This window comes from Rathayibacter sp. VKM Ac-2835, from assembly GCF_013266705.1.
In the GTDB taxonomy this organism is placed as follows: domain Bacteria; phylum Actinomycetota; class Actinomycetes; order Actinomycetales; family Microbacteriaceae; genus Rathayibacter.
Map to the genome: position 1 here is coordinate 1,695,460 of NZ_JABSNQ010000001.1, position 19,496 is coordinate 1,714,955.

Sequence of the window (19,496 nt, forward strand, 5' to 3'; positions counted from 1 at the left end):
TTTCAGAGTTGAAAGAGAGACGCATCGATGTCGATGTCCACTGCCAGACGCACTCGCCGGAAGGCGGGCCGGATCGCCGCGCTCGCCACGAGCGCCGCCCTCGCCGCCGGAGCGCTGCTCGCGCTCCCCGCGGCCGCCGCCCCCGCGCAGGCCGCTGACGCCTTCCGCATCACCCCCAACCCCGCCGCCGCGGGCGAGTCGTTCGAGGGCTGGGGCACCAGCCTGGTCTGGTTCGCCAACGCCACCGGGAACTACCCGGAGGCCCTCCGCGAGGAGCTCTACCAGAAGGTCTTCGGCGACGACGGCCTCGACCTGAACATCGCCCGCTACAACATCGGCGGCGGCAACGCCTCCGACGTGAAGGACTACCTCCGCCCCGGCGGCGCGGTCGAGGGCTGGTGGAAGCAGAACCCGGCCGGCGACGCCGCGACCTACGGCGGCACGAGCACGAACTACGCCGACCGCGACGCGCTCCTCGCGAAGTGGAACGCGGGCGACGCCTCCTCCTACGACTGGACGAGCGACGAGACGCAGCGCTGGTGGGTCGAGAAGCTCGCCGAGGAGAAGCAGATCTCGCACTGGGAGGCGTTCGCCAACTCCGCCCCCTACTTCATGACCGAGAGCGGCTACGTCTCCGGCGGCTTCAACGCCACCAGCGAGCAGCTGAAGCCCGCCGCGGAGGCGAAGTTCGCCCAGTACCTCGCGACCGTCACCGCGCACATGGAGGACGAGTACGGCATCGAGTTCGACACCCTCGACCCCTTCAACGAGCCGAACACCAACTACTGGGGCACGCAGCTCACCAACGGCGTCCCGACCGGCGGACGGCAGGAGGGCATGCACATGGGCCCGACCCGCCAGGCCGACCTGATCCCCGACGTCGCCGCCGCCCTCGCCGCCTCCTCGAGCGACGCCGGCATCGCCGCGATGGACGAGACCAACCCCAGCATCTTCAAGACCAACTGGGCCGCCTACTCCGCCGCCGTCCGCGCCGAGGTCGACCGGATGAACGTGCACACCTACGGCACCTCCGACCGCCTCGCCGTCCGCGACCTCGCCAAGCAGGCCGACAAGGACCTCTGGATGAGCGAGATCGAGGGCAACTGGGTCGCCGGCTACGACCCGGTCAACATCGAGAACGGCCTCGGCATCGCCGGCCGCATCAACGACGACCTGCGCGAGCTCGAGCCGAAGGCCTGGGTGCTCTGGCAGCCGGTCGAGGACCTCTACAACATGAGCCCGAAGGGCGAGAACCTCAACTGGGGCTCGATCTTCATCGACCTCGACTGCACGCCGTACCAGGAGGGCGGCGCCGAGGTCTGGAAGTCCGCGCGTCGCGTCGCGGACGCCGGCGGCGACTCCACCAAGGCCCCGGTCTGCGGCGTCGAGACGAACTCGAAGTTCAACACGATCCGCAACTTCACGAAGTTCGTCCACGAGGGCGACCACCTGATGCCCACGAACGACACCTCCTCCACCGCCGCCGTCCGCGGCGACGGCAGCGGCGCGACCGTCGTGCACACCAACACCGGCGCGACCGCGAAGACCGTCGTGCTCGACCTCTCCCGCTTCGGCAGCATCGCCGCCGGCGCGACGGTCACCCCCTACGTCACGACGCAGGCCGCCTCGGCCGCCGCGCCGACCGGCAACGCGCTGGTCGCGAAGCCCGCGGTCACCATCGACCGGGAGTCGCGCACCGCGACCGTCACGGTGCCCGCCAAGTCGGTCACCTCCTTCTCGATCGACGGCGTCTCCGGCGTCGCCGACTCCGCCCCCGCGCTGCGCGACGGCCACCGCTACCAGCTGGTCGGCACGCAGAGCGGCAAGGCGCTGACCGGCAACCCCACCGGCGCCGCGACCACGATCACCACCCTCGCCACCGACTCCACCGCCGCCGCGAAGCAGAGCTGGACTGTCCGCGAGGTCGCCCCCGGCGAGCGCGAGGCCACCCGCCGCGTCGTGCTGCAGAGCAGCGACGGCCGCGTGCTCGGCGCCACGAGCGCCGGCACCGACCTGCGCACGCTCTCGGTCGACGCCGCCAAGGCCGACGCCGCCACCCGCTGGATCGTCAGCACCACCGACGGCACCGCCTACACACTGGTCAACGAGTCGATCGGACTCTCGCTCGACGTCAACGGCCAGTCCAGCACCGAGAACACCACGGTCGGCGTCTACGGCTCGAACGGCGGAGCGAACCAGTCCTGGACGCTGCGCGACCTCGCCCCGTCCGCCGGGCAGACGGTCGCCGTCCGCACCACCGTCGGCGTCGCGCCGACCCTGCCCGCCTCGATCGCCCCGCAGTACGCCTGGGGCGCCGGGGCACCGATCGCCGTCACCTGGCAGCGCCCGGCCGACTCGGCCTACGCCGCCGCCGGCCGCGTCGAGGTGACCGGCACCGCGACCGACCTCTTCGGCCAGTCGATCCCCGTCACCGCGCTCGTCGACGTCGGCGGCCTCACCGCCACTGACCCGGCGTCCCTCACCGTCGCCGCCGGAGCCTCCGTCGCCGCAGTGCAGGCCGCGGCTCCCACGACCGTGCCGGCCCGCGTCGGCGCCTCGACCAGCACCTTCGCGGTGCCGGTCGCCTGGGACTGGACGCCGCTGACCACCGCCTCGCTCGCGGCGCCCGGATCGGTGACGATCTCCGGCACCGCGACGGCCGACGGACAGACCCTCCCCGCCACACTGACGGTGCTGGTCACCGCGGGCACCCTCCGCAACTTCAACCCCGACGCGGGCATCGTCGCGACCGCGACCTCGTCGGAGTCGGGCTACGGACCGGAGCGCACCCGCAACGGCGTCGACGGCGACAAGGGCTGGTCCAACTGGACGAGCGGCACCAAGGCCGCGCAGAGCAGCCTGACCTACACCTTCCCCGCCACCCGCCAGGTGCAGCAGGTGTCGGTGCAGTTCCAGCGCGACGGCGGCACCAGCTGGGCGCAGAGCTACCAGCTGCAGTACCAGGGCGCCTCGAGCACGACGTGGACCGCGGTCCCCGGCTACGAGTCCGCGGTCGCGCTGGCCGCGCCCGCCGACGGCACCGCGCCGACGCTGTCCGCGACCTTCGCGCCGGTGACGGCCAAGGCCTTCCGCGTCGTGATGAACGCCTACGCCAACACGCACCTCATCGTGTCGGAGACGAAGCTGTACGAGTCGGTGGCCTCGCCCGCCGCGGTCGCCACCCTCGGCGCCCTGCGCGTGAACGGAGTCGGCGTCGCCGGCTTCGATCCGGCCCGCGGCTCGTACGCCGTGACCGTCGACGGCACGACGATGCCGGTGCTCACCGCGGTGGCCACCGACTCGGCGGCCCGCGTGCGCGTGACGCAGCCGACCACCGCGAACGGCGGAGTCGGCACCGTCGTGGTCACCTCGGCCGACGGCACGGTCTCGCAGACGACGACCGTGACCGTGACACTGAAGGCGCCCGCCGCCCTCGCCGTCGCGGTGACGGCGACGACCCGCTGCATCGCCGGCAAGGTCACCCTGACGGTCACGGCGCAGAACAACGCGTCGGTCCCCGTCTCGATGACCGTCGCCTCCGCCTACGGCTCGAAGGAGTTCACCGGCGTCCTGCCCGGCAAGAACGCCTCCGCCGCCTTCTCGACGCGCGCCGCCTCGGTGCCCGCCGGCGAGGCCACCGTCACCGCGACGGCCACCGTCGACGGCACGCCCGTCACCACGGTGATCCCGGCCGCGTACGGAGCCCGCACCTGCTGACGAGCAGGCCGACCCCCTGCATGCTGGTCGAGTAGGCCGCGCAGCGGCGCGCTCATGCTGGTCGAGTAGCCGCGCAGCGGCGTATCGAGACCCGCCCACCGAACACGTGGATCTCGATACGCCCGCTCCGCGGCCTACTCGATCAGCATGCTTCCGCGAACGGACCCGGAACGGGCCCAGCGCCCCCAGCAGACCCCCGCACGCGTCCACTCGTCCACCCCACCTCCCGCGAACGGACCCGCATCGGGCCCCGCAGCTCCGCCAGACCCCGTCCCACGTCCACTCGCCGGCGCCCCCATGCTGGTCGAGCGGCTGCGCAGCGGCGTATCGAGACCCACCCGCCGAACACGTGGATCTCGATACGCCCGCTCCGCGGCCCACTCCATCAGCATGAGGGCGTGGCCGCATGCGAACGCGGACCATGCCCCTTCCCTGCTGGTCGAGTAGCCGCGCAGCGGCGTATCGAGACCACCGTCCTCAGCACGGCGGGTCCGCAGACTCCTGTTCTGACGCACGTGGATCTCGATACGCCCGCTCCGCGCGCTACTCGATCAGCATGAGGGCGTGGCCTCACGCGGACGGAGCCCGCGCCCCGTGCATGCCGGCCGAGCAGCCGCGCAGCGGCCCCTCATGCTGGTCGAGTAGCCGCGCAGCGGCGTATCGAGACCCGCCCAGGTCAGTCCGTCGCTGCGTCGTACACCGCGAGCAGGCGGTCGAGGAAGGCCTGCACCGTCGCGCGCTCCGCCTCGTCGAGGTCGGCGACGACCGCCTCGACGCCGGCGATCAGGGGCGCGACCCGCTCCTGCGCGCGCCGCGCCGACTCGTCCGCGGCGGTCACGATCAGCTTGCGGCCGTCCGTGGGGTGGCGCTCGCGGCGGACGTGGCCGGCCGCCTCGAGGCGGTTCAGCACCAGGGTCGTCGCCGCCGTCGAGACGCCGAGGCGCCCGGCCAGCTCGGTCGGCGTCAGCGGACCGGCGGACATCAGGTGCGTCATCGCGTCGAGCCCGACGGCGTCGACCGCGAGCGCACGGGTGAGCGACTGCTCGAAGAGCTTCTGCCGCTCCGTCACCTGGCGCACGCGGGTCCGGATGCCGAGATCGGGCTCGCTGTCGGTCATGGCTCCACGATACCGATGTATATTGCCAATCTCATTGATTATCAACGAAAGAGGCGACCATGACCCGAGTCCTGATCTCCGGCGCCAGCATCGCCGGGCCCGCCCTCGCCTTCTGGCTGCACCGGTACGGCGTCGAGACGACGATCGTCGAGCGCGCGCCCGCCCTGCGGCTCGGCGGGCAGAACGTCGACGTCCGCGGCGCCGGCCGCGAGGTCGCCCGCCGGATGGGCCTCGAGGACGACATCCGCGCCGCGACGACCGGCGAGGTCGGCACCCGCTTCGTCGGCCGCGGCGGCCGCACCCTCGCCGAGTTCCCGGCCGGCACCTCCGACAGCGGCGGCGCGACCGCCGAGCTGGAGATCCTCCGCGGCGACCTCGCGCGGCTCCTCGTCGAGCGCACCGCCGAGCACACCGAGTACCACTACGGCGACCGCATCACCGAGCTGAGCGACGACGGCACCGGCGTCACCGTCTCCTTCGAGAACGCCCCCGACGAGCGCTTCGACCTCGTCGTCGCCGCCGACGGCATCGGCTCGAGCACCCGCCGCCTCGTCTTCGGCACCGAGCCGGAGATCCGCTCGCTCGGCCTCGAGACCTCCTACGCCACGATCCCGCGCACCGCCGCGGACGACGACTGGTGGCGCTGGTACAGCGCGGCCGGCGGACGCAGCATCACCCTCCGCCCGGACCCGCACGGCACGCTCCGCGTCGCGCTCTCGCAGGTGATCGACCGCGGCCTCGACCGCGCGAGCACCGAGCGCCGCTCGATCGACGAGCAGCGCGCGCACCTGCGCGCGGTCTTCGGCGACGCCGGCTGGGAGGCGCAGCGCGTCCTCCGCGGACTGGACGAGGCCGACGACCTCTACTACGAGCAGATCGGGCAGGTGCACGCCCCGCGCTGGTCGAGCGGCCGGGTCGCGCTGGTCGGCGACGCCGCCTACTGCGCCTCGCCGGTCAGCGGGATGGGGACGAGCCTGTCGCTCGCGGGCGCGTACGTCCTCGCCGGCGAGCTCGCGGCGCACGTGGATCCGCGCGACGGCTTCGCGGGCTACGAGCGGATCATGCGGCCGTACGTGAAGCAGGCGCAGGCGCTGCCACCGGGGGTGCCGCGGGTGGCGAATCCGGTCTCGCGGCTCGGAGTGGCGGCGTTCGGGCTCGCGGTGAAGGTCGCGGCGACGCCGGTGATCGGGCGGACGATGGGGCGGTTCTTCACGCCGCCGGCCGACGCGATCGACCTGCCGGAGTACTCGCACCTGGAGCGCTGAAGGGGCGGGATCTCGATACGCCCCTGCGGGGCTACTCGATCACCAGAGGGAGGGGCGCGGACCGCCTTCATGGTGGTCGAGTAGCCGCGGAGCGGCGTATCGGGACCCGCCCGCCGAAGCGCGTGGATATCGAGACGCCCGCGGCGCGGGCTGCTCGATCAGCATGCGGCGGTCAGTGCGCCTGCGCCGGCTCGCCGCGCTTGAGCACGCGGCGGACGCCCATGACGGCGGCGACGACGATCAGGCCGAGCACGAGGCCGAAGATCATCGAGACGAAGGTGTCGGCGATCCAGACGACGACCGGGCCGGCGCCCTCGACCGCGTGGGTGACGACGTGCACGAGGTCGTACGGGCCGTGCCAGAAGGTCTCGGCCAGGTTCGCGGTGACGAGGTGGCCGCCGACCCAGAGCATCGCGAGCGTGCCGATGATACTGATGGTGCGGAAGACGGCCGGCATCGAGGCGACGATGCGCACGCCGAACCGCCGGACGCCCCGCGCCGCGTTCTTCATCAGCCGCAGCCCGACGTCGTCGATCTTGACCAGCAGCGCGACCGCGCCGTAGACGAGCAGCGTCATGCCGAGCCCGACCACGGCGAGCGCCCCGAGCGTCCCGCCGAAGCCGAGGTCCGTGTCGAGCCCGTCGAGCGCGATCAGCATGATCTCGGTGCTGAGGATCAGGTCGGTCCGCACGGCGCCGAAGACGAGCTTCTTCTCGTCGCGCGCCTCGGTCTCGCCCGCCGCGTGGTGCACGCCGAACCACTCGAGCACCTTCTCCGCGCCCTCGAAGCAGAGGAAGGCGCCGCCGACGATCAGTAGGTACGGCAGCACCCAGGGCGCGAACGACGAGAGCAGCAGCGCGATCGGGATGATGATCACGAACTTGTTGACGAGGCTGCCCAGCGCGATCTTCCAGACCACGGGCAGCTCGCGCGCCGGGGTCAGCCCCTGGACGTACTGCGGAGTGACGGCCGCGTCGTCGATGACGACACCGGCCGTCTTCGCGCTCGCCTTCAGGGCGGCGGTGAGGATGTCATCGACGACGGCGAGCAGGCCGACCGACATGGGTGCTCCTTGAGTTCTATGTTGCGGAAAGCAACCCACTGGACTCTACCGTGACGCCCGGATCCGCCGGCCCCTTCCTGATCGTCCGCGGGACCCGGACCAGCCGTTCGTCTGAGCGACGAAACCTCACGCCCCCCTGAACCTTCCCTGACTGATTTTCCGCGCTCACCGATCAGAAGGGGTTTGAAGATGCGAAATGCCCTCGCCGGACACCAACAACCGAGTTCACCTCAACTTAGCTCGAAAATTTCCAGATTCTTGCCTTCAGCAGACTCAGCTGCAATGCTTCTGAAGCGCTAGCAGACCGTCAGACGCGAGGAGACTGCAGTGGACCACTCGCCGAATGACGCTACGACCTTGCTCAAGTCTTGGATCGATGAAGCACTTGCCGTCGAGCTCCTCGCTTGGAGTGCTGGCGCAGGCCTCGAATTGAGTGCGGAGAAACTTCTAACTAGCGGTCTCTCTGGCTCAGTCGTCGGGTGGGTCAAAGCCCGCTCAGTAGAGGGTGAGGGCGACCGCCGCCTTATCCTTAAGATCAATCCTCCGGGATCACACCCGGACGAGGGTAATTTACATGCCGAGGCGCTCGGGGCGGAACCAGGCTTTTCTCAAGACCACCTCGTCAAACTGGCGGCCAGACCTCATACTTTTAGCGATGGCAGTTCGATAACGCTTCAGGAATTTGCGGGTGGCGACCGATCAATTTGGAACCCGCTCTCTGCTCTTACTGGCCGAAACGACATGACGCGTTGTCTCCGAGAAATAAGCCGATCCCTGACCGAGGATTGGAACGGAGGCGCGAGGGCCGTACATAGGGGCACCGCGGAACTGATTGGATCTCGCGCGTCCAGACGCTTTGATCGAGCAGGCACAGCTCTTCAGTGGTTAGTTGACGAGTATGGATCAGAAGTTCCGGCGGCTTCTCACCTCATCTTTTCGGCTACAAGCCCCTCGAAGACTCGACCAAATCCTCTGAACTTGGTTAGCGGCGAGCTAAGCGCCAAGAAGACGACCGCGCTTGTGGGAAATGTCCACGGTGACTTACATGTGGAGAATATTCTTGTGCCCATCCAGGGCCAAGTGGAGCCAGAACGATATCGCCTCATCGATCTCGCCAGTTTCTCTCCCAACCAATCGCTGACGGATGACCCGGCCAACCTTCTGCTGTCCGAGGTCGAGCGACTACTGATCAGCTGGCAGCCATCGCTCGCTGTTGCTCTTCTCGAATGGATAGAGGAGCGCGACGACAACGCACTCCCTCAGGCATGCGTAGGCTTAGCAAATGCATGGAACCTGGTAGAGCAAAGCGGTATCGAGTTCGCCGGGTCGCGCGGCTACGCTCTCGAATGGCGTTCTCAATTTTGGCTTTCCCTATGCTCAACGGCTCTCGTTCTTTCGAGTAGAGACCGGCTTTCGCGCGACATCCGTGCTTGGTTCTTCGAACTCGCGAGCGTCTCAAGCGGGAAGTGGATCGAACTCAATGAGTTCAAGCTAGAGCAAACTCACGTGGCGACGTTCGGGCCAGACCTTGACGCTGCAAATCTGAGTGCTCAAGAAACAGCAAAAACAATTGTTCACGCTTGCGGCAACTTCGATTCAAGCATAGTCACCATAGCCGTAGTAGCACGTCAAACACTCGATAAATGGAGCCTCATAAAAGTTGCCTCAGCGGGTTGGGACGCATTGATCGACTTCGACCCAATGACCGATGAAGCTGACGGAGCTTACCGCTCGTCTCGAGATATTGGTGAAGCTGTCCGGCTCATCCACCCAGGACAGGGATCGGCCTGGTCCCGTCAGGCGACCACATGGATCGCCGCGGCTGGGTTAGCGACAGTCGGAGCGACGGAAATTAGTACGCCAAATTTTCGAGATTGGAGGAAAAGGTTTCTTCCGAACATCCGAAAGATTTTGGCGAATCTCGCGACGTCATTTTCAGCGCCAGTCAAAGTTGTCGTTTTTGGAGAAACAGACGACTACGCTCGAGTCATTATCGAGGAAATATTTGACGCAGCCGGAGACCGCGTATCGGTCTTGGTTGTATCGGCGGAACCTCCAAAACTTCCTGAGTCTTTCGAACCCGTTTGTCTGGCCGCGGACGCAAACGCCTCTGCTCTGAAGCTGCCCCGCCGGGCTGTGCCGATTGCAATTGAAACGTCTGCAGTTACGCTACCATCAGCTACTGGCCGCGTCATCTTGAGTGATTCTGATCGGTCGTACCTCGAAGACGGACACGAGCTCCTACATAGTCATGCAGGACTTGAGTCACTTGCCGTCGAGGCAGTCGGCACGGACTTCTATAGCGGGCGCCGGATCTCTTGGTTCGAGCTCGCAAGCGAAGTCGATCTCGATCGCGATCCCGCAAGACGGTCCCTTCATCGTGCTTTGACGACATACTTGGGAAAGCGATCCACGAATCGTCATACGTTTGCTCATTATCCTGGCGCGGGCGGGACGACCGTTACTAGAAGAGTCGCGTGGGACTTGCGGGATTCCTATCCGGTGATCTTGGCCACCCGACCCACGGACAGCGACGCCCTCGCTGATCGTATCGAGCTGCTTGCGAAGTTGACGGACGAAAAGGTTCTTGTCGTCGTCGAATCGAACAACACTCGGGTCACCGACGCGCTCTTCGAACGCTTGCGCTCGAACTCGGTCGCAGCGCTTCTCCTTCTTGTCACTCGGTCGGGGTTTCTCCCCGAAGTCGCTGATCCAGCGAAAGCATTACCTCCGATGGATGACGCTGAACTCAGTCAGTTTCGGCGCTTCTTTTCGGCGATGAAGCCGGAGCGACACAACCTCCTGCACGCTATCGGGACGAGAAGCCCGGAATCGAAGGTTCCGTTTTTATTCGCTCTCACAGCATTCCAAGACAAATTCGTCGGCCTTGCAGATTATGTGAGGGCTTTCCTTGATGACCTCGACCCGCGAGCGCGGCCGGTCGTAATTTTGACCGCATTAACACACCGCTACGGTGGGGGTTCAATTCATTCGAGTGTTTTTGCGCCTCACCTTGAACTTAGTCATTCCAAGCCTGTGAACCTCGGAAAGCTATTCCCCAATCAGCTGGATGGGCTTCTCCTAGAGGAACGTGTTGGCTACTGGCGCACTCCGCACGCCCTGATCGCAGAGCAAGTTCTGAGGGAGTGTCTGACGCCTCTCGAAGGGCTCGCTCGATCACGCGTTGACGCTTGGAAGATGAATCTGGGTTATTGGGCTGAACAACTTATTGATTTTGTGGCGGCGTCAACAACCGCCCAGCTCACCAGTGAGGCCGACGAATTGCTGCAGCAGCTGTTCATTAAGCGTGAGGTGAGAAGCGATTCTGACCGCGCCCGATACGCCGAATTGATTGAACAGATCCCGTCAGATGCTCGTGAACGCGTCTTTTCCGCACTCACGAAACAGTTTCCCGAGCAGGCGCACTTCTGGGCCCACTATTCTCGCTTCCAAAGCTTCGAGCTCAAGAACCATGAGGCTGCACGAGAAACAATGGGCTTCGCGCTCGAACTTAGCGGAATGGATTCATTCATCTGGCACATGAAGGGGACAAACTCGCGGCGGGAGCTATACGATTACCTGGATCGCAACCGCCGGGCAGTTTCGACTGGCGCACTCCCCGAGGACGTCAAGGCTCGGGTAGAGGACTTGTCGCGAGCCGCACTGGCCGATTATGATCAAGCTGCACTCCTGGATGACAGCTCTGACTACCCGCTGGTTTCGTCTGCGGAACTGTGCCTCCGCGTCATTGAATGGGGCAAGTCAAATGAGAAGGACGAATCGTCCTACGCGACCTTCTTGAAGAGGCCGTCTTCCGCCTTCTACGCCGAGTTGCTGGACATAGCAGAGGATTGCAATAATGCGGTAGGAGAAATCGAAGGCGATGACCAGGCATCTCGAACGGTTCGCGCACTTAGAGCCAAGCTCGAGGGCGTCTACGACAACTACTCAGCTATGATCGAGGGCTGGCGGAATATTCTCGACTCCACGTCGGGATCGAAGACGGCTCTAAGAATCAGGCTAGCGAGACTGTATGAGAACCGTAATGGTGGTTGGGCTGGCGCTTCGGCGAAAGACGTATCGACGGCCATATCGCTTCTGAATGCCAGCCTCTTGGATGACCCAACCGACGGCAGAACGGTTCGAGCCTGGCTTCGCGTCGGCCGATATTCGGGCGTGACTCTCGGGCGTGCGCGCGAAGTAGTTTCGTACTGGGCCCAGCATGACCAATCTCGCGATGCCTTCTACTATGACTACGTGATCACTGCCCTACATGCGCTTCAAGGCGGCCTTGCCTCCGCTGATGAACTTAGCGAGAAGGTGGAGCGGATGAAGTACCGTAGTCAGGGATTCCCGCAGCGAAGAAGTGTTTACGACTGGCTTGGGCTTGGTGAGGGTCTCAGCCAGCTAGTGGGCAAGTCAGAAGTCGCTGGTTGGGAGCGGCGAACAGGTGCGCCACCGCCACCGGTTCTGCGTCGCATGGCCGGCCGCGTCGATCTTATTCAAGGACCGACCCGGGGCACACTTTTGCTCGAGAATGATGTCAAGGCATTTTTCACGCCGTCGAACGCCGGTCTCGTCGCAGAAGTTGACGCGAACGCGCGTGTTATTGCCGTAATTGGCTTCAGCTACGACGGCCTCCAAGCGTGGAGCGTCGAGCGCGATCAAAGGACGAAGTAGACTGTTTTCTTGGCACCACGAGCTAGAACCAGCTAATCATGCCTAAAGGCAGATTTGCGCTAGTTAAAGTGCTGGATTGTCTTAACTCGCGTCATCTTATGCACGTCGTTGCATCTATGACATTCCGTTATCCATTGCAAACCTCGCTCGTTCAGGCGGCCTGATTACTCTGCAGTGCAGCACGCCTCAGCGCGGCGCCGGCCCCGTGCTCTCGCGCACGACGAGCTCCGTCGGCGTCAGCGTCACGCCCGAGCGCTCCCCCGACTCCAGCTCGCGCAGCAGGATGTCGACCGAGCGCCGCCCGGTGTCGCCGAAGGACTGGTGCACGGTGGTCAGCGGCGGCCAGAAGCTCGCCGACTCCTCCATGTCGTCGAAGCCGACGACGCTGACCTCGCCCGGCACCGCGCGGCCCGCGTCGTGCAGGGCGCGCAGCACCCCGAGCGCCATCTGGTCGTTCGCGGCGAAGATCGCCGTGACGGAGGGGTCCGCGGCCAGCACCTTCCCGATGCGGTGGCCGGAGGCGCTCGACCAGTCGCCGACGAGCACCTCGGGCACGGGGGCGCCCTGCGCGCGCAGCGTCGACTCCCAGGCCTCGCGGCGACGCTCCGCCGAGTAGGACCGCTCGGGGCCGGCGATGTGGTGGACGGTGCGGTGGCCGAGCTCGAGCAGGTGCTCGACGGCCTGGCGGGCGCCGGAGACCTGGTCGGTGTCGACGACGGGGTAGCGGTCGCCGCCCGCGGAGTCGACGACCACGACGGGCAGGTCCGGCGGCAGCACGATGTCGGCCTCGTCGAGCAGGTGCGCCTCGACGACGATGATGACGCCGTCGACCGCCTCCTCGCTCAGGCGGTGGAACGCGACCGAGACCTCGCCCTGCGTCGGGTGCGGCACGGGGATGAGGGTGATCGAGTAGCCGGCGTCGGCCGCCGCGATCGCGATGGCGTCGAGGGTGCGCATGTTGCCGAAGGAGGACAGCGTGAACATGATCACGCCGATGCTGTGGAAGCGGCCGGTGCGCAGCGCCCGCGCGGCGCTGTTGGGCCGGTAGCCCAGCTCGCGCATCGCCTCGAGCACGCGCTCGCGCGTCTCGGTGTCGACGTTCTGCTTGCCGTTGGACACCCGCGACACGGTCTGCCCGGACACGTTCGCGCGCCGTGCGACATCGGCCATCGACACGCCCCGTCGGCGCGGGACGGCGGTCGCCGCGTTCGTCTCGATCGCCATGCCGTCCCTCCACGAGTCCCGCGCCGGCGGCGGAACATCGTTTCCCCATCGAAACCTAACGGATCGTGCGCGTGTTGACGTCGCCATGCTACGGTGGCGTTCTGCCATGTTGACGTGAACATGGCGGAACCGACCCCGAACGGAATCCCGCCGATGACGACGACGTCTCCCCCTGTCCCTCTGCGCGAGGTCACTCCGCCGGCCGCACCGCTCGCCGTCCCGCGCAGCCGGGCGAAGAGCGAGTGGAAGGGCCTGGCCTTCGTGGCCCCCTTCCTCGTGGTGTTCCTGCTGGTCTTCATCGCGCCGGTGATCTACTCGATCTACCTCAGCCTCTTCCGCGAGCAGCTCATCGGCGGCAACGCCTTCGTGGGCTTCGAGAACTACCTCGCGATCTTCCGCGACCCGAACTTCTGGGAGGGCTTCGGCCGCGTCCTGCTGTTCCTGGTCGTCCAGGTCCCGGTGATGCTGGTGCTCGCGCTGGTCGCGGCCCTCGCGATCGACAGCGGCCGGCTGCACGGCACGGGCTTCTTCCGCATCGTCGTCTTCCTCCCCTACGCGGTCCCCGCGGTGGTGGCGGTCCTGATGTGGGGCTTCATCTACGGCGACAACTTCGGCCTCACCGCCAACGTGAACGACCTGCTCGGCTCCGACCTCATCGCGCCGTTCTCGCGCGACTGGATCCTGGTCTCGATCGGCAACATCGTCACGTGGGAGTTCGTCGGCTACAACATGCTGATCTTCTACTCGGCGCTCAAGACCATCCCCGGCGAGCTCTACGAGGCCGCCGAGATCGACGGCGCCGGCCCGCTGCGCGTCATCCGCTCGATCAAGCTGCCCGCCCTGCGCGGCGCGATCGTCATCGCCTCGATCTTCTCGATCATCGGCAGCTTCCAGCTGTTCAACGAGCCGAACATCCTCCGGACGCTCGCGCCGAACATCATCACCACCTACTTCACGCCGAACATGTACGCCTACAACCTGTCCTTCGCGGGTCAGCAGTACAACGCGTCGGCCACGGTCGCCATCGTCATGGGCGTGATCACCGCGGTGATCGCCTACGTCGTGCAGCTCCGCGGCGCGCGCAAGGAGAACTGATGGCCATCGCAACCGCACCCCGCTCCACCAAGGCCGCCCCGGCCAAGCGCCCCGCCCGCCGCGGCTCCTCGGTCGCCCCGAAGAAGTCGATCGCCTTCACCCTGCTGATGTCGGCGTTCATCCTCTACAGCCTCGTGCCGCTCGCCTGGCTCGTGATCAACGCGACCAAGACGCAGGCCGGCCTGTTCTCGAGCTTCGGCCTCTGGTTCGACGGCGACTTCGTCCTCTTCCAGAACATCGCCGAGACGCTCACCTACCGCGACGGCATCTTCCTCCGCTGGCTCGGCAACACGCTGCTCTACGTGGTCGTCGGCGCGGGCGGCGCGACGCTGCTCGCCACGCTCGCCGGCTACGGCCTCGCGAAGTTCCGCTTCGCCGGGCGCAAGGCGGTCTTCGCGGTCGTCCTCGGCGCGATCGCCGTCCCCGGCACCGCGCTCGCCGTCCCGACCTTCCTGATGTTCAGCCAGCTCGGCCTCACCAACACCCCGTGGGCGATCATCATCCCCTCGCTGATCAGCCCCTTCGGCCTCTACCTGGTCTGGGTGTACGCGGTGGAGTCGGTGCCGACGGAGCTGCTCGAGGCCGCGCGGATGGACGGTGCGGGCGAGTTCCGCACCTTCTTCACCATCTCGATCCGCCTGCTCGCCCCCGGCATCGTCACGGTGCTGCTGTTCTCGGTCGTCGCGACCTGGAACAACTACTTCCTCCCGCTGATCATGCTGAGCGACCCGCAGTGGTACCCGCTCACCGTCGGCCTCAACCAGTGGAACGCGCAGGCCACCGGCGTCAGCGCGCAGCCGATCTACAACCTCGTGATCACCGGCTCGCTGCTGACGATCATCCCGATCGTCGTCGCGTTCCTCGGCCTCCAGCGCTTCTGGCAGTCCGGCCTGAGCGCCGGCAGCGTCAAGGGCTAGGCCCTCCGGCGTCACAGCCCCCACGAACCCGTCCCCCCGGTCGGAACGTCCTGCCCCGCACCACTCCACCCGCACCACCCCACAGCACGAAGAAGTGAAGGGAATCACCATGAAGATCGCCCACTCCGCCCTCCGGCGGACCCTGACGGTCGTCGCGGCCGCAGCACTCGCCGCGGGCTCGCTCGCCGCCTGCTCGTCCGGCGGCACCACCGGCGGCGGCACGACCGCCTCCGGTACCGCGGCCGACCTCGACGCCGCGCTCGAGACCGGCGGGAAGATCACCTACTGGAGCTGGACCCCCAGCGCCGAGGCCCAGGTCGCCGCGTTCGAGAAGGCCTACCCGAAGGTCGACGTCGAGCTGGTCAACGCCGGCACGAACAAGGACGAGTACACCAAGCTCGAGAACGCGATCAAGGCCGGCTCGGGCGCCCCCGACGTCGTCCAGATCGAGTACTACGCCATGCCGCAGTTCGCGCTGTCGGACTCGCTGCTCGACCTCTCCCAGTACGGCATGGGCGACCTCGAGGACGAGTTCTCGGCGTCCACCTGGGGCAGCGTCACCATCGACGGCAAGCTCGTCGGCCTCCCGCAGGACTCGGGCCCCATGGCGATGTTCTACAACAAGACGGTCTTCGACCAGTACGGCATCGCCGTGCCGACCACCTGGGACGAGTACATCGCCGCGGCCAAGGCGCTGCAGGCGGCCGACCCGTCGAAGTTCATCACCGCCGACACCGGCGACGCCGGCTTCGCGACCAGCATGATCTGGCAGGCGGGCGGCGAGCCCTTCACGACCGACGGCACGAACGTCACCGTGAACCTCCAGGACGAGGGCACCGAGAAGTGGACCGGCGTCTGGAACCAGCTCGTCGAGGGCGGCCTCCTCTCCGACACCCCCGCGTGGGGCGACGAGTGGTACAAGGGCCTCGGCGACGGCTCGATCGCCTCGCTGATCACCGGTGCCTGGATGCCCGGCGTGCTCGAGTCCAGCGTCCCCGACGCCTCCGGTGACTGGGCCGTCGCGCCCATCCCGACCTACGACGGCACCGCCGTCAGCGCCGAGAACGGCGGCGGCGGCCAGTCCGTCACCAAGCAGAGCGAGAACCCGGCGCTGGCCGCCGCGTTCCTGCGCTGGCTGAACAGCGACGAGGCCTCGGTCGACGTCTTCCTCGAGAGCGGCGGATTCCCGTCGACCTCGGCCGACCTCAGCAGCCCGGACTTCACCGGCGCCGAGTCCGAGTACTTCGGCGGCCAGAAGATCAACGAGGTGCTGACCCAGGCCTCGACGGACGTCCGTCCCGGCTGGTCGTACCTGCCCTTCCAGGTCTACGCGAACAGCGTCTTCGGCGACACCGTCGGCCAGGCCTACGCCAACAAGACGAGCCTCGACGACGGCATCGCCGCCTGGCAGAGCAAGCTCGTCGAGTACGGCAACGCTCAGGGCTTCACCGTCTCCGAGTAGCACCCACGGCGTTCGAGGCCGGTCGGATCCCTCCGGCCGGCCTCGACCCGTCTCATGATCCTGAGGGGGATCCCGCATGACCACCGCTCCCGACTCCACTGCGCCGACTGTTGCGCCGGCCGGCGCGCCGGCCGCCGAGGCCCAGAGCCGCTTCGCCATCGGCGCGACCGACTTCGAGCTCGACGGCAGGCCGCACCGCATCCTGTCGGGAGCGCTGCACTACTTCCGGATCCACCCGGACCTCTGGGCCGACCGGATCCGCAAGGCCCGTCTGATGGGCCTGAACACCATCGAGACCTACGTCGCCTGGAACGCGCACGAGCCCCAGCGCGGCGCCTGGCGCGAGGACGCCGGGCTCGACCTCGGCCGCTTCCTCGACCTGGTCGCCGCCGAGGGCCTGCACGCGATCGTGCGCCCCGGCCCCTACATCTGCGCGGAGTGGAGCAACGGCGGCCTGCCCGCCTGGCTCCTCCGCGACCCCGAGGTGGGCGTGCGCCGCTCCGAGCCGCACTACCTCGCGGCGGTGAGCGACTACCTCCGCCGGATCTCCGCGATCGTGGCCCCGCGCCAGATCGACAGCGGCGGACCGGTCGTGCTCGTGCAGATCGAGAACGAGTACGGCGCGTACGGCTCCGACAAGGAGTACCTCGCCGAGCTGGTCCGCGTCACCCGCGACAGCGGCATCACGGTGCCGCTCACCACGATCGACCAGCCGACCCCGCAGATGCTCGCCGACGGCAGCCTGCCCGGCCTGCACCTCACCGGCTCGTTCGGCTCGCGCACGGCCGAGCGCCTCGCGACGCTGCGCGAGTTCCAGCCCACCGGCCCGCTGATGTGCATGGAGTTCTGGTGCGGCTGGTTCGACGACTGGGGCACCCAGCACCACACCACCGACGCGGCGGCCTCGGCGAGCGAGCTCGACGCCCTGCTCGCGGTCGGCGGATCCGTCAACATCTACATGTTCCACGGCGGCACCAACTTCGGCCTGACCAGCGGCGCGAACGACAAGGGCCGCTACGCCGCGATCACCACGAGCTACGACTACGACGCCCCGCTGAACGAGAGCGGCGACCCGACGGCGAAGTACTGGGCCTTCCGCGAGGTCATCGCGCGCTACGCGCCGGTGCCGGAGGAGGTGCCCGCGGTCTCCCCGCCGGCGCCGGCGCTCACCGCGCCGCTCGTGCCGGGCCCGGCGCTGCTCGGGCTCGACGCGGTCTTCGGTCCGGCGACGCGCCTGGAGACGATGGCGACCTTCGACGACCTCGGGCAGGGCGACGGATTCGTGCTGTTCACGACGGCGCTCGACGCCGGGGCGGCTCCCGCCCGGCTGGTCGTCGGCGAGGAGGTGCGCGACCGCGCCTGGGTGCTGCTCGACGGCGTGCCGGTCGGCGTGCTCGCGCGCGACGACCACGAGCGGGCGATCACCCTCCCCCGCGGCACCGGCGAGCTGGCGATCCTGGTCGAGGACCAGGGCCGGGTGAACTACGGCGAGCGGATCGGCGAGCACAAGGGGCTGATCGGCGGCGTGCGGCTCGACGGGGTCGAGCTCCGCGGCTGGATCGCGCGGCCGCTGGCGCTCGAGTGCCTGCCCGAGTGCGGCCGGGTGCCCGGGAGCGGATCGTTCGCGGCCGGGCCGGGGCTCGCCTCCGGCTCGTTCGAGCTCGACGCTCCGGCCGATCTGCACCTCGACACGCTGCACTGGGGCAAGGGCCTGGTCTGGGTGAACGGCTTCCTGCTCGGCCGCTACTGGCGGCGCGGGCCGCAGCGCACGCTGATCGTGCCGTCGCCGGTCACCCGGGCGGGGCGCAACGAGGTGGTCGTGCTGGAGTTCGAGTCGATCGCGGAGCCGGAGATCCGGCTGCTCGCGCACGCGGACCTGGGGCACACGGAGATCTAGCGGGGCGGCTGGGGCGGGCCGGCGGTTCGGCGGGAGTGTCCGAGGCCTCTGCTAGCCTCGGGCCGCCTCCGCCCCGACGCAGGGCGGAGCAGAGGGGGAACCACCATGACGCACACCACCGCCGCCCGAGCCGGACTCGCCCTCGCGGGCGCCCTGCTGCTCGCGCTGACCGGCTGCACCGCCGCCGAGCCCGAGCCGACCGCCGAGCCGCTGCCGCAGCACACCGACGCCGAGCTGGCGACGATCTTCGACGACATCCAGTTCGTGCCGGCCGAGTTCACCAGCACCGAGGAGATGCTCGGCTCGGTCTACCCGGGGCTCACCGCGACGGACGCCTCCTGCCTCGCGCCGTTCGGCGTCGGCTGGGACGCCGACGACACGCTCACCGACGCGGGCCTCGCCTACGGCACGAGCGCCGACCGCTCGATGACCTCGGTCGTCGCGAGCACCGGCGACGCGGACACCGCCTCCGCCCTCGTCGCCTCCGCCGAGGACGCGCTCGAGCGCTGCGCCGACGGCTCCGAGCTGTTCGCCCTCCAGGGCACGCCCGTGCAGACGACCGTCGAGCAGACCGAGCCCACGATCACCGGCACCGACGAGGCCGTCGGCTGGACCGTCACCGGCGACGTCGGCGGCGCCCCCTTCACCCTCGTCGGCATCACCACCCGCGTCGGCGGCGACGTCGTCGCCCTCGTCGGCTGGGACCCGTCGACGAACACCTCCTACGTCCCCCAGGCCACCCAGCTCTTCGTCGACGCCCTGTAGCGGCGCGCCCCTTCCCTGCTGCTCGAGCAGCTCGCAGGGGCGGCCCCCTGCTGCTCGAGCAGCCCGGAGGGCGTATCGAGACCCACCCTCGCCGAGACATTCAGGAGCGAGCCTCCTCCCCAACCCCCGATGCGACGGCACTGTCCCCGATCGACCCCTTTCCCCGCTCCGGTGTCGGTGGTCCCCGATTCAATACTCGTATGTCAGAAGACGAGACCGCGGCAGCACTCGCGGAGGTGCGCGACTGCTTCGACGACGCCGTGGCCGCCGAGCGCGCCGCCTCGCCGACACGCC

The 19,496-nt window shown here is 67.8% G+C and carries 11 protein-coding genes; 8 read left to right on the forward strand and 3 right to left on the reverse strand.

Going from position 1 to position 19,496, the window contains the following annotated elements:
• The first annotated feature begins 33 nt into the window (after nt 1-33).
• Nucleotides 34-3,717, forward strand: a complete 3,684-nt coding sequence (locus tag HRK28_RS07930; RefSeq protein ID WP_173250931.1) for a glycoside hydrolase — start codon at nt 34-36, stop codon at nt 3,715-3,717.
• 676 nt (nt 3,718-4,393) lie between these two features.
• Here HRK28_RS07930 and HRK28_RS07935 read toward each other — a convergent pair.
• Nucleotides 4,394-4,834, reverse strand: a complete 441-nt coding sequence (locus tag HRK28_RS07935; RefSeq protein WP_173250932.1) for a MarR family winged helix-turn-helix transcriptional regulator — start codon at nt 4,832-4,834, stop codon at nt 4,394-4,396.
• 59 nt (nt 4,835-4,893) lie between these two features.
• Here HRK28_RS07935 and HRK28_RS07940 point away from each other — a divergent pair, with 59 nt between their 5' ends.
• Nucleotides 4,894-6,099 (forward strand): FAD-dependent monooxygenase, encoded by a 1,206-nt coding sequence (locus HRK28_RS07940; protein WP_173250933.1) that lies wholly within the window; start codon nt 4,894-4,896, stop codon nt 6,097-6,099.
• A 172-nt stretch (nt 6,100-6,271) separates the two neighbouring features.
• Here the strand turns inward: HRK28_RS07940 and HRK28_RS07945 are convergent, their stop codons facing one another.
• On the reverse strand, nt 6,272-7,162 hold the full coding sequence (locus tag HRK28_RS07945; RefSeq protein ID WP_173250934.1) for a DUF808 domain-containing protein: 891 nt from the start codon (nt 7,160-7,162) through the stop codon (nt 6,272-6,274).
• A gap of 978 nt (nt 7,163-8,140) precedes the next feature.
• Here HRK28_RS07945 and HRK28_RS07950 point away from each other — a divergent pair.
• Nucleotides 8,141-11,842 carry a hypothetical protein gene (locus HRK28_RS07950; RefSeq protein ID WP_217274413.1) on the forward strand — a complete coding sequence of 1,234 codons (3,702 nt, stop codon included), beginning with the start codon at nt 8,141-8,143 and terminating at the stop codon, nt 11,840-11,842.
• Nucleotides 11,843-12,028: 186 nt separating this feature from the next.
• Here HRK28_RS07950 and HRK28_RS07955 read toward each other — a convergent pair whose 3' ends face one another.
• The gene (locus HRK28_RS07955; protein WP_173250936.1) at nt 12,029-13,066 is read right to left on the reverse strand and encodes a LacI family DNA-binding transcriptional regulator; all 1,038 of its coding nucleotides are present in this window, start codon (nt 13,064-13,066) and stop codon (nt 12,029-12,031) included.
• 153 nt (nt 13,067-13,219) lie between these two features.
• Between HRK28_RS07955 and HRK28_RS07960 the strand changes: the two genes are divergently transcribed.
• From HRK28_RS07960 to HRK28_RS07980, 5 genes are all read left to right on the forward strand, one after another.
• Nucleotides 13,220-14,161, forward strand: a complete 942-nt coding sequence (locus HRK28_RS07960) for a carbohydrate ABC transporter permease (RefSeq protein WP_123444496.1) — start codon at nt 13,220-13,222, stop codon at nt 14,159-14,161.
• Complete coding sequence (locus HRK28_RS07965; RefSeq protein WP_173250937.1) at nt 14,161-15,078, forward strand: carbohydrate ABC transporter permease; 918 nt, start codon at nt 14,161-14,163, stop codon at nt 15,076-15,078. Before HRK28_RS07960 ends, HRK28_RS07965 begins: the two co-directional genes overlap by 1 nt.
• A gap of 109 nt (nt 15,079-15,187) precedes the next feature.
• Complete coding sequence (locus HRK28_RS07970) at nt 15,188-16,540, forward strand: sugar ABC transporter substrate-binding protein (RefSeq protein ID WP_173250938.1); 1,353 nt, start codon at nt 15,188-15,190, stop codon at nt 16,538-16,540.
• 76 nt (nt 16,541-16,616) lie between these two features.
• The gene (locus HRK28_RS07975; RefSeq protein WP_173250939.1) at nt 16,617-18,437 is read left to right on the forward strand and encodes a beta-galactosidase family protein; all 1,821 of its coding nucleotides are present in this window, start codon (nt 16,617-16,619) and stop codon (nt 18,435-18,437) included.
• 105 nt (nt 18,438-18,542) lie between these two features.
• The gene (locus tag HRK28_RS07980) at nt 18,543-19,202 is read left to right on the forward strand and encodes a hypothetical protein (RefSeq protein ID WP_173250940.1); all 660 of its coding nucleotides are present in this window, start codon (nt 18,543-18,545) and stop codon (nt 19,200-19,202) included.
• The last annotated feature ends 294 nt before the right edge of the window (nt 19,203-19,496 follow it).

Bases quoted from the DNA above. Each gene is read 5' to 3' on its own strand.
- HRK28_RS07955 (WP_173250936.1), bottom strand. From the start codon at position 13,066: ATGGCGATCGAGACGAACGCGGCGACCGCCGTCCCGCGCCGACGGGGC.
- HRK28_RS07970 (WP_173250938.1), top strand. From the start codon at position 15,188: ATGAAGATCGCCCACTCCGCCCTCCGGCGGACCCTGACGGTCGTCGCG.
- HRK28_RS07965 (WP_173250937.1), top strand. From the start codon at position 14,161: ATGGCCATCGCAACCGCACCCCGCTCCACCAAGGCCGCCCCGGCCAAG.
- HRK28_RS07945 (WP_173250934.1), bottom strand. From the start codon at position 7,162: ATGTCGGTCGGCCTGCTCGCCGTCGTCGATGACATCCTCACCGCCGCC.
- HRK28_RS07935 (WP_173250932.1), bottom strand. From the start codon at position 4,834: ATGACCGACAGCGAGCCCGATCTCGGCATCCGGACCCGCGTGCGCCAG.
- HRK28_RS07940 (WP_173250933.1), top strand. From the start codon at position 4,894: ATGACCCGAGTCCTGATCTCCGGCGCCAGCATCGCCGGGCCCGCCCTC.
- HRK28_RS07980 (WP_173250940.1), top strand. From the start codon at position 18,543: ATGACGCACACCACCGCCGCCCGAGCCGGACTCGCCCTCGCGGGCGCC.
- HRK28_RS07930 (WP_173250931.1), top strand. From the start codon at position 34: ATGTCCACTGCCAGACGCACTCGCCGGAAGGCGGGCCGGATCGCCGCG.
- HRK28_RS07960 (WP_123444496.1), top strand. From the start codon at position 13,220: ATGACGACGACGTCTCCCCCTGTCCCTCTGCGCGAGGTCACTCCGCCG.
- HRK28_RS07975 (WP_173250939.1), top strand. From the start codon at position 16,617: ATGACCACCGCTCCCGACTCCACTGCGCCGACTGTTGCGCCGGCCGGC.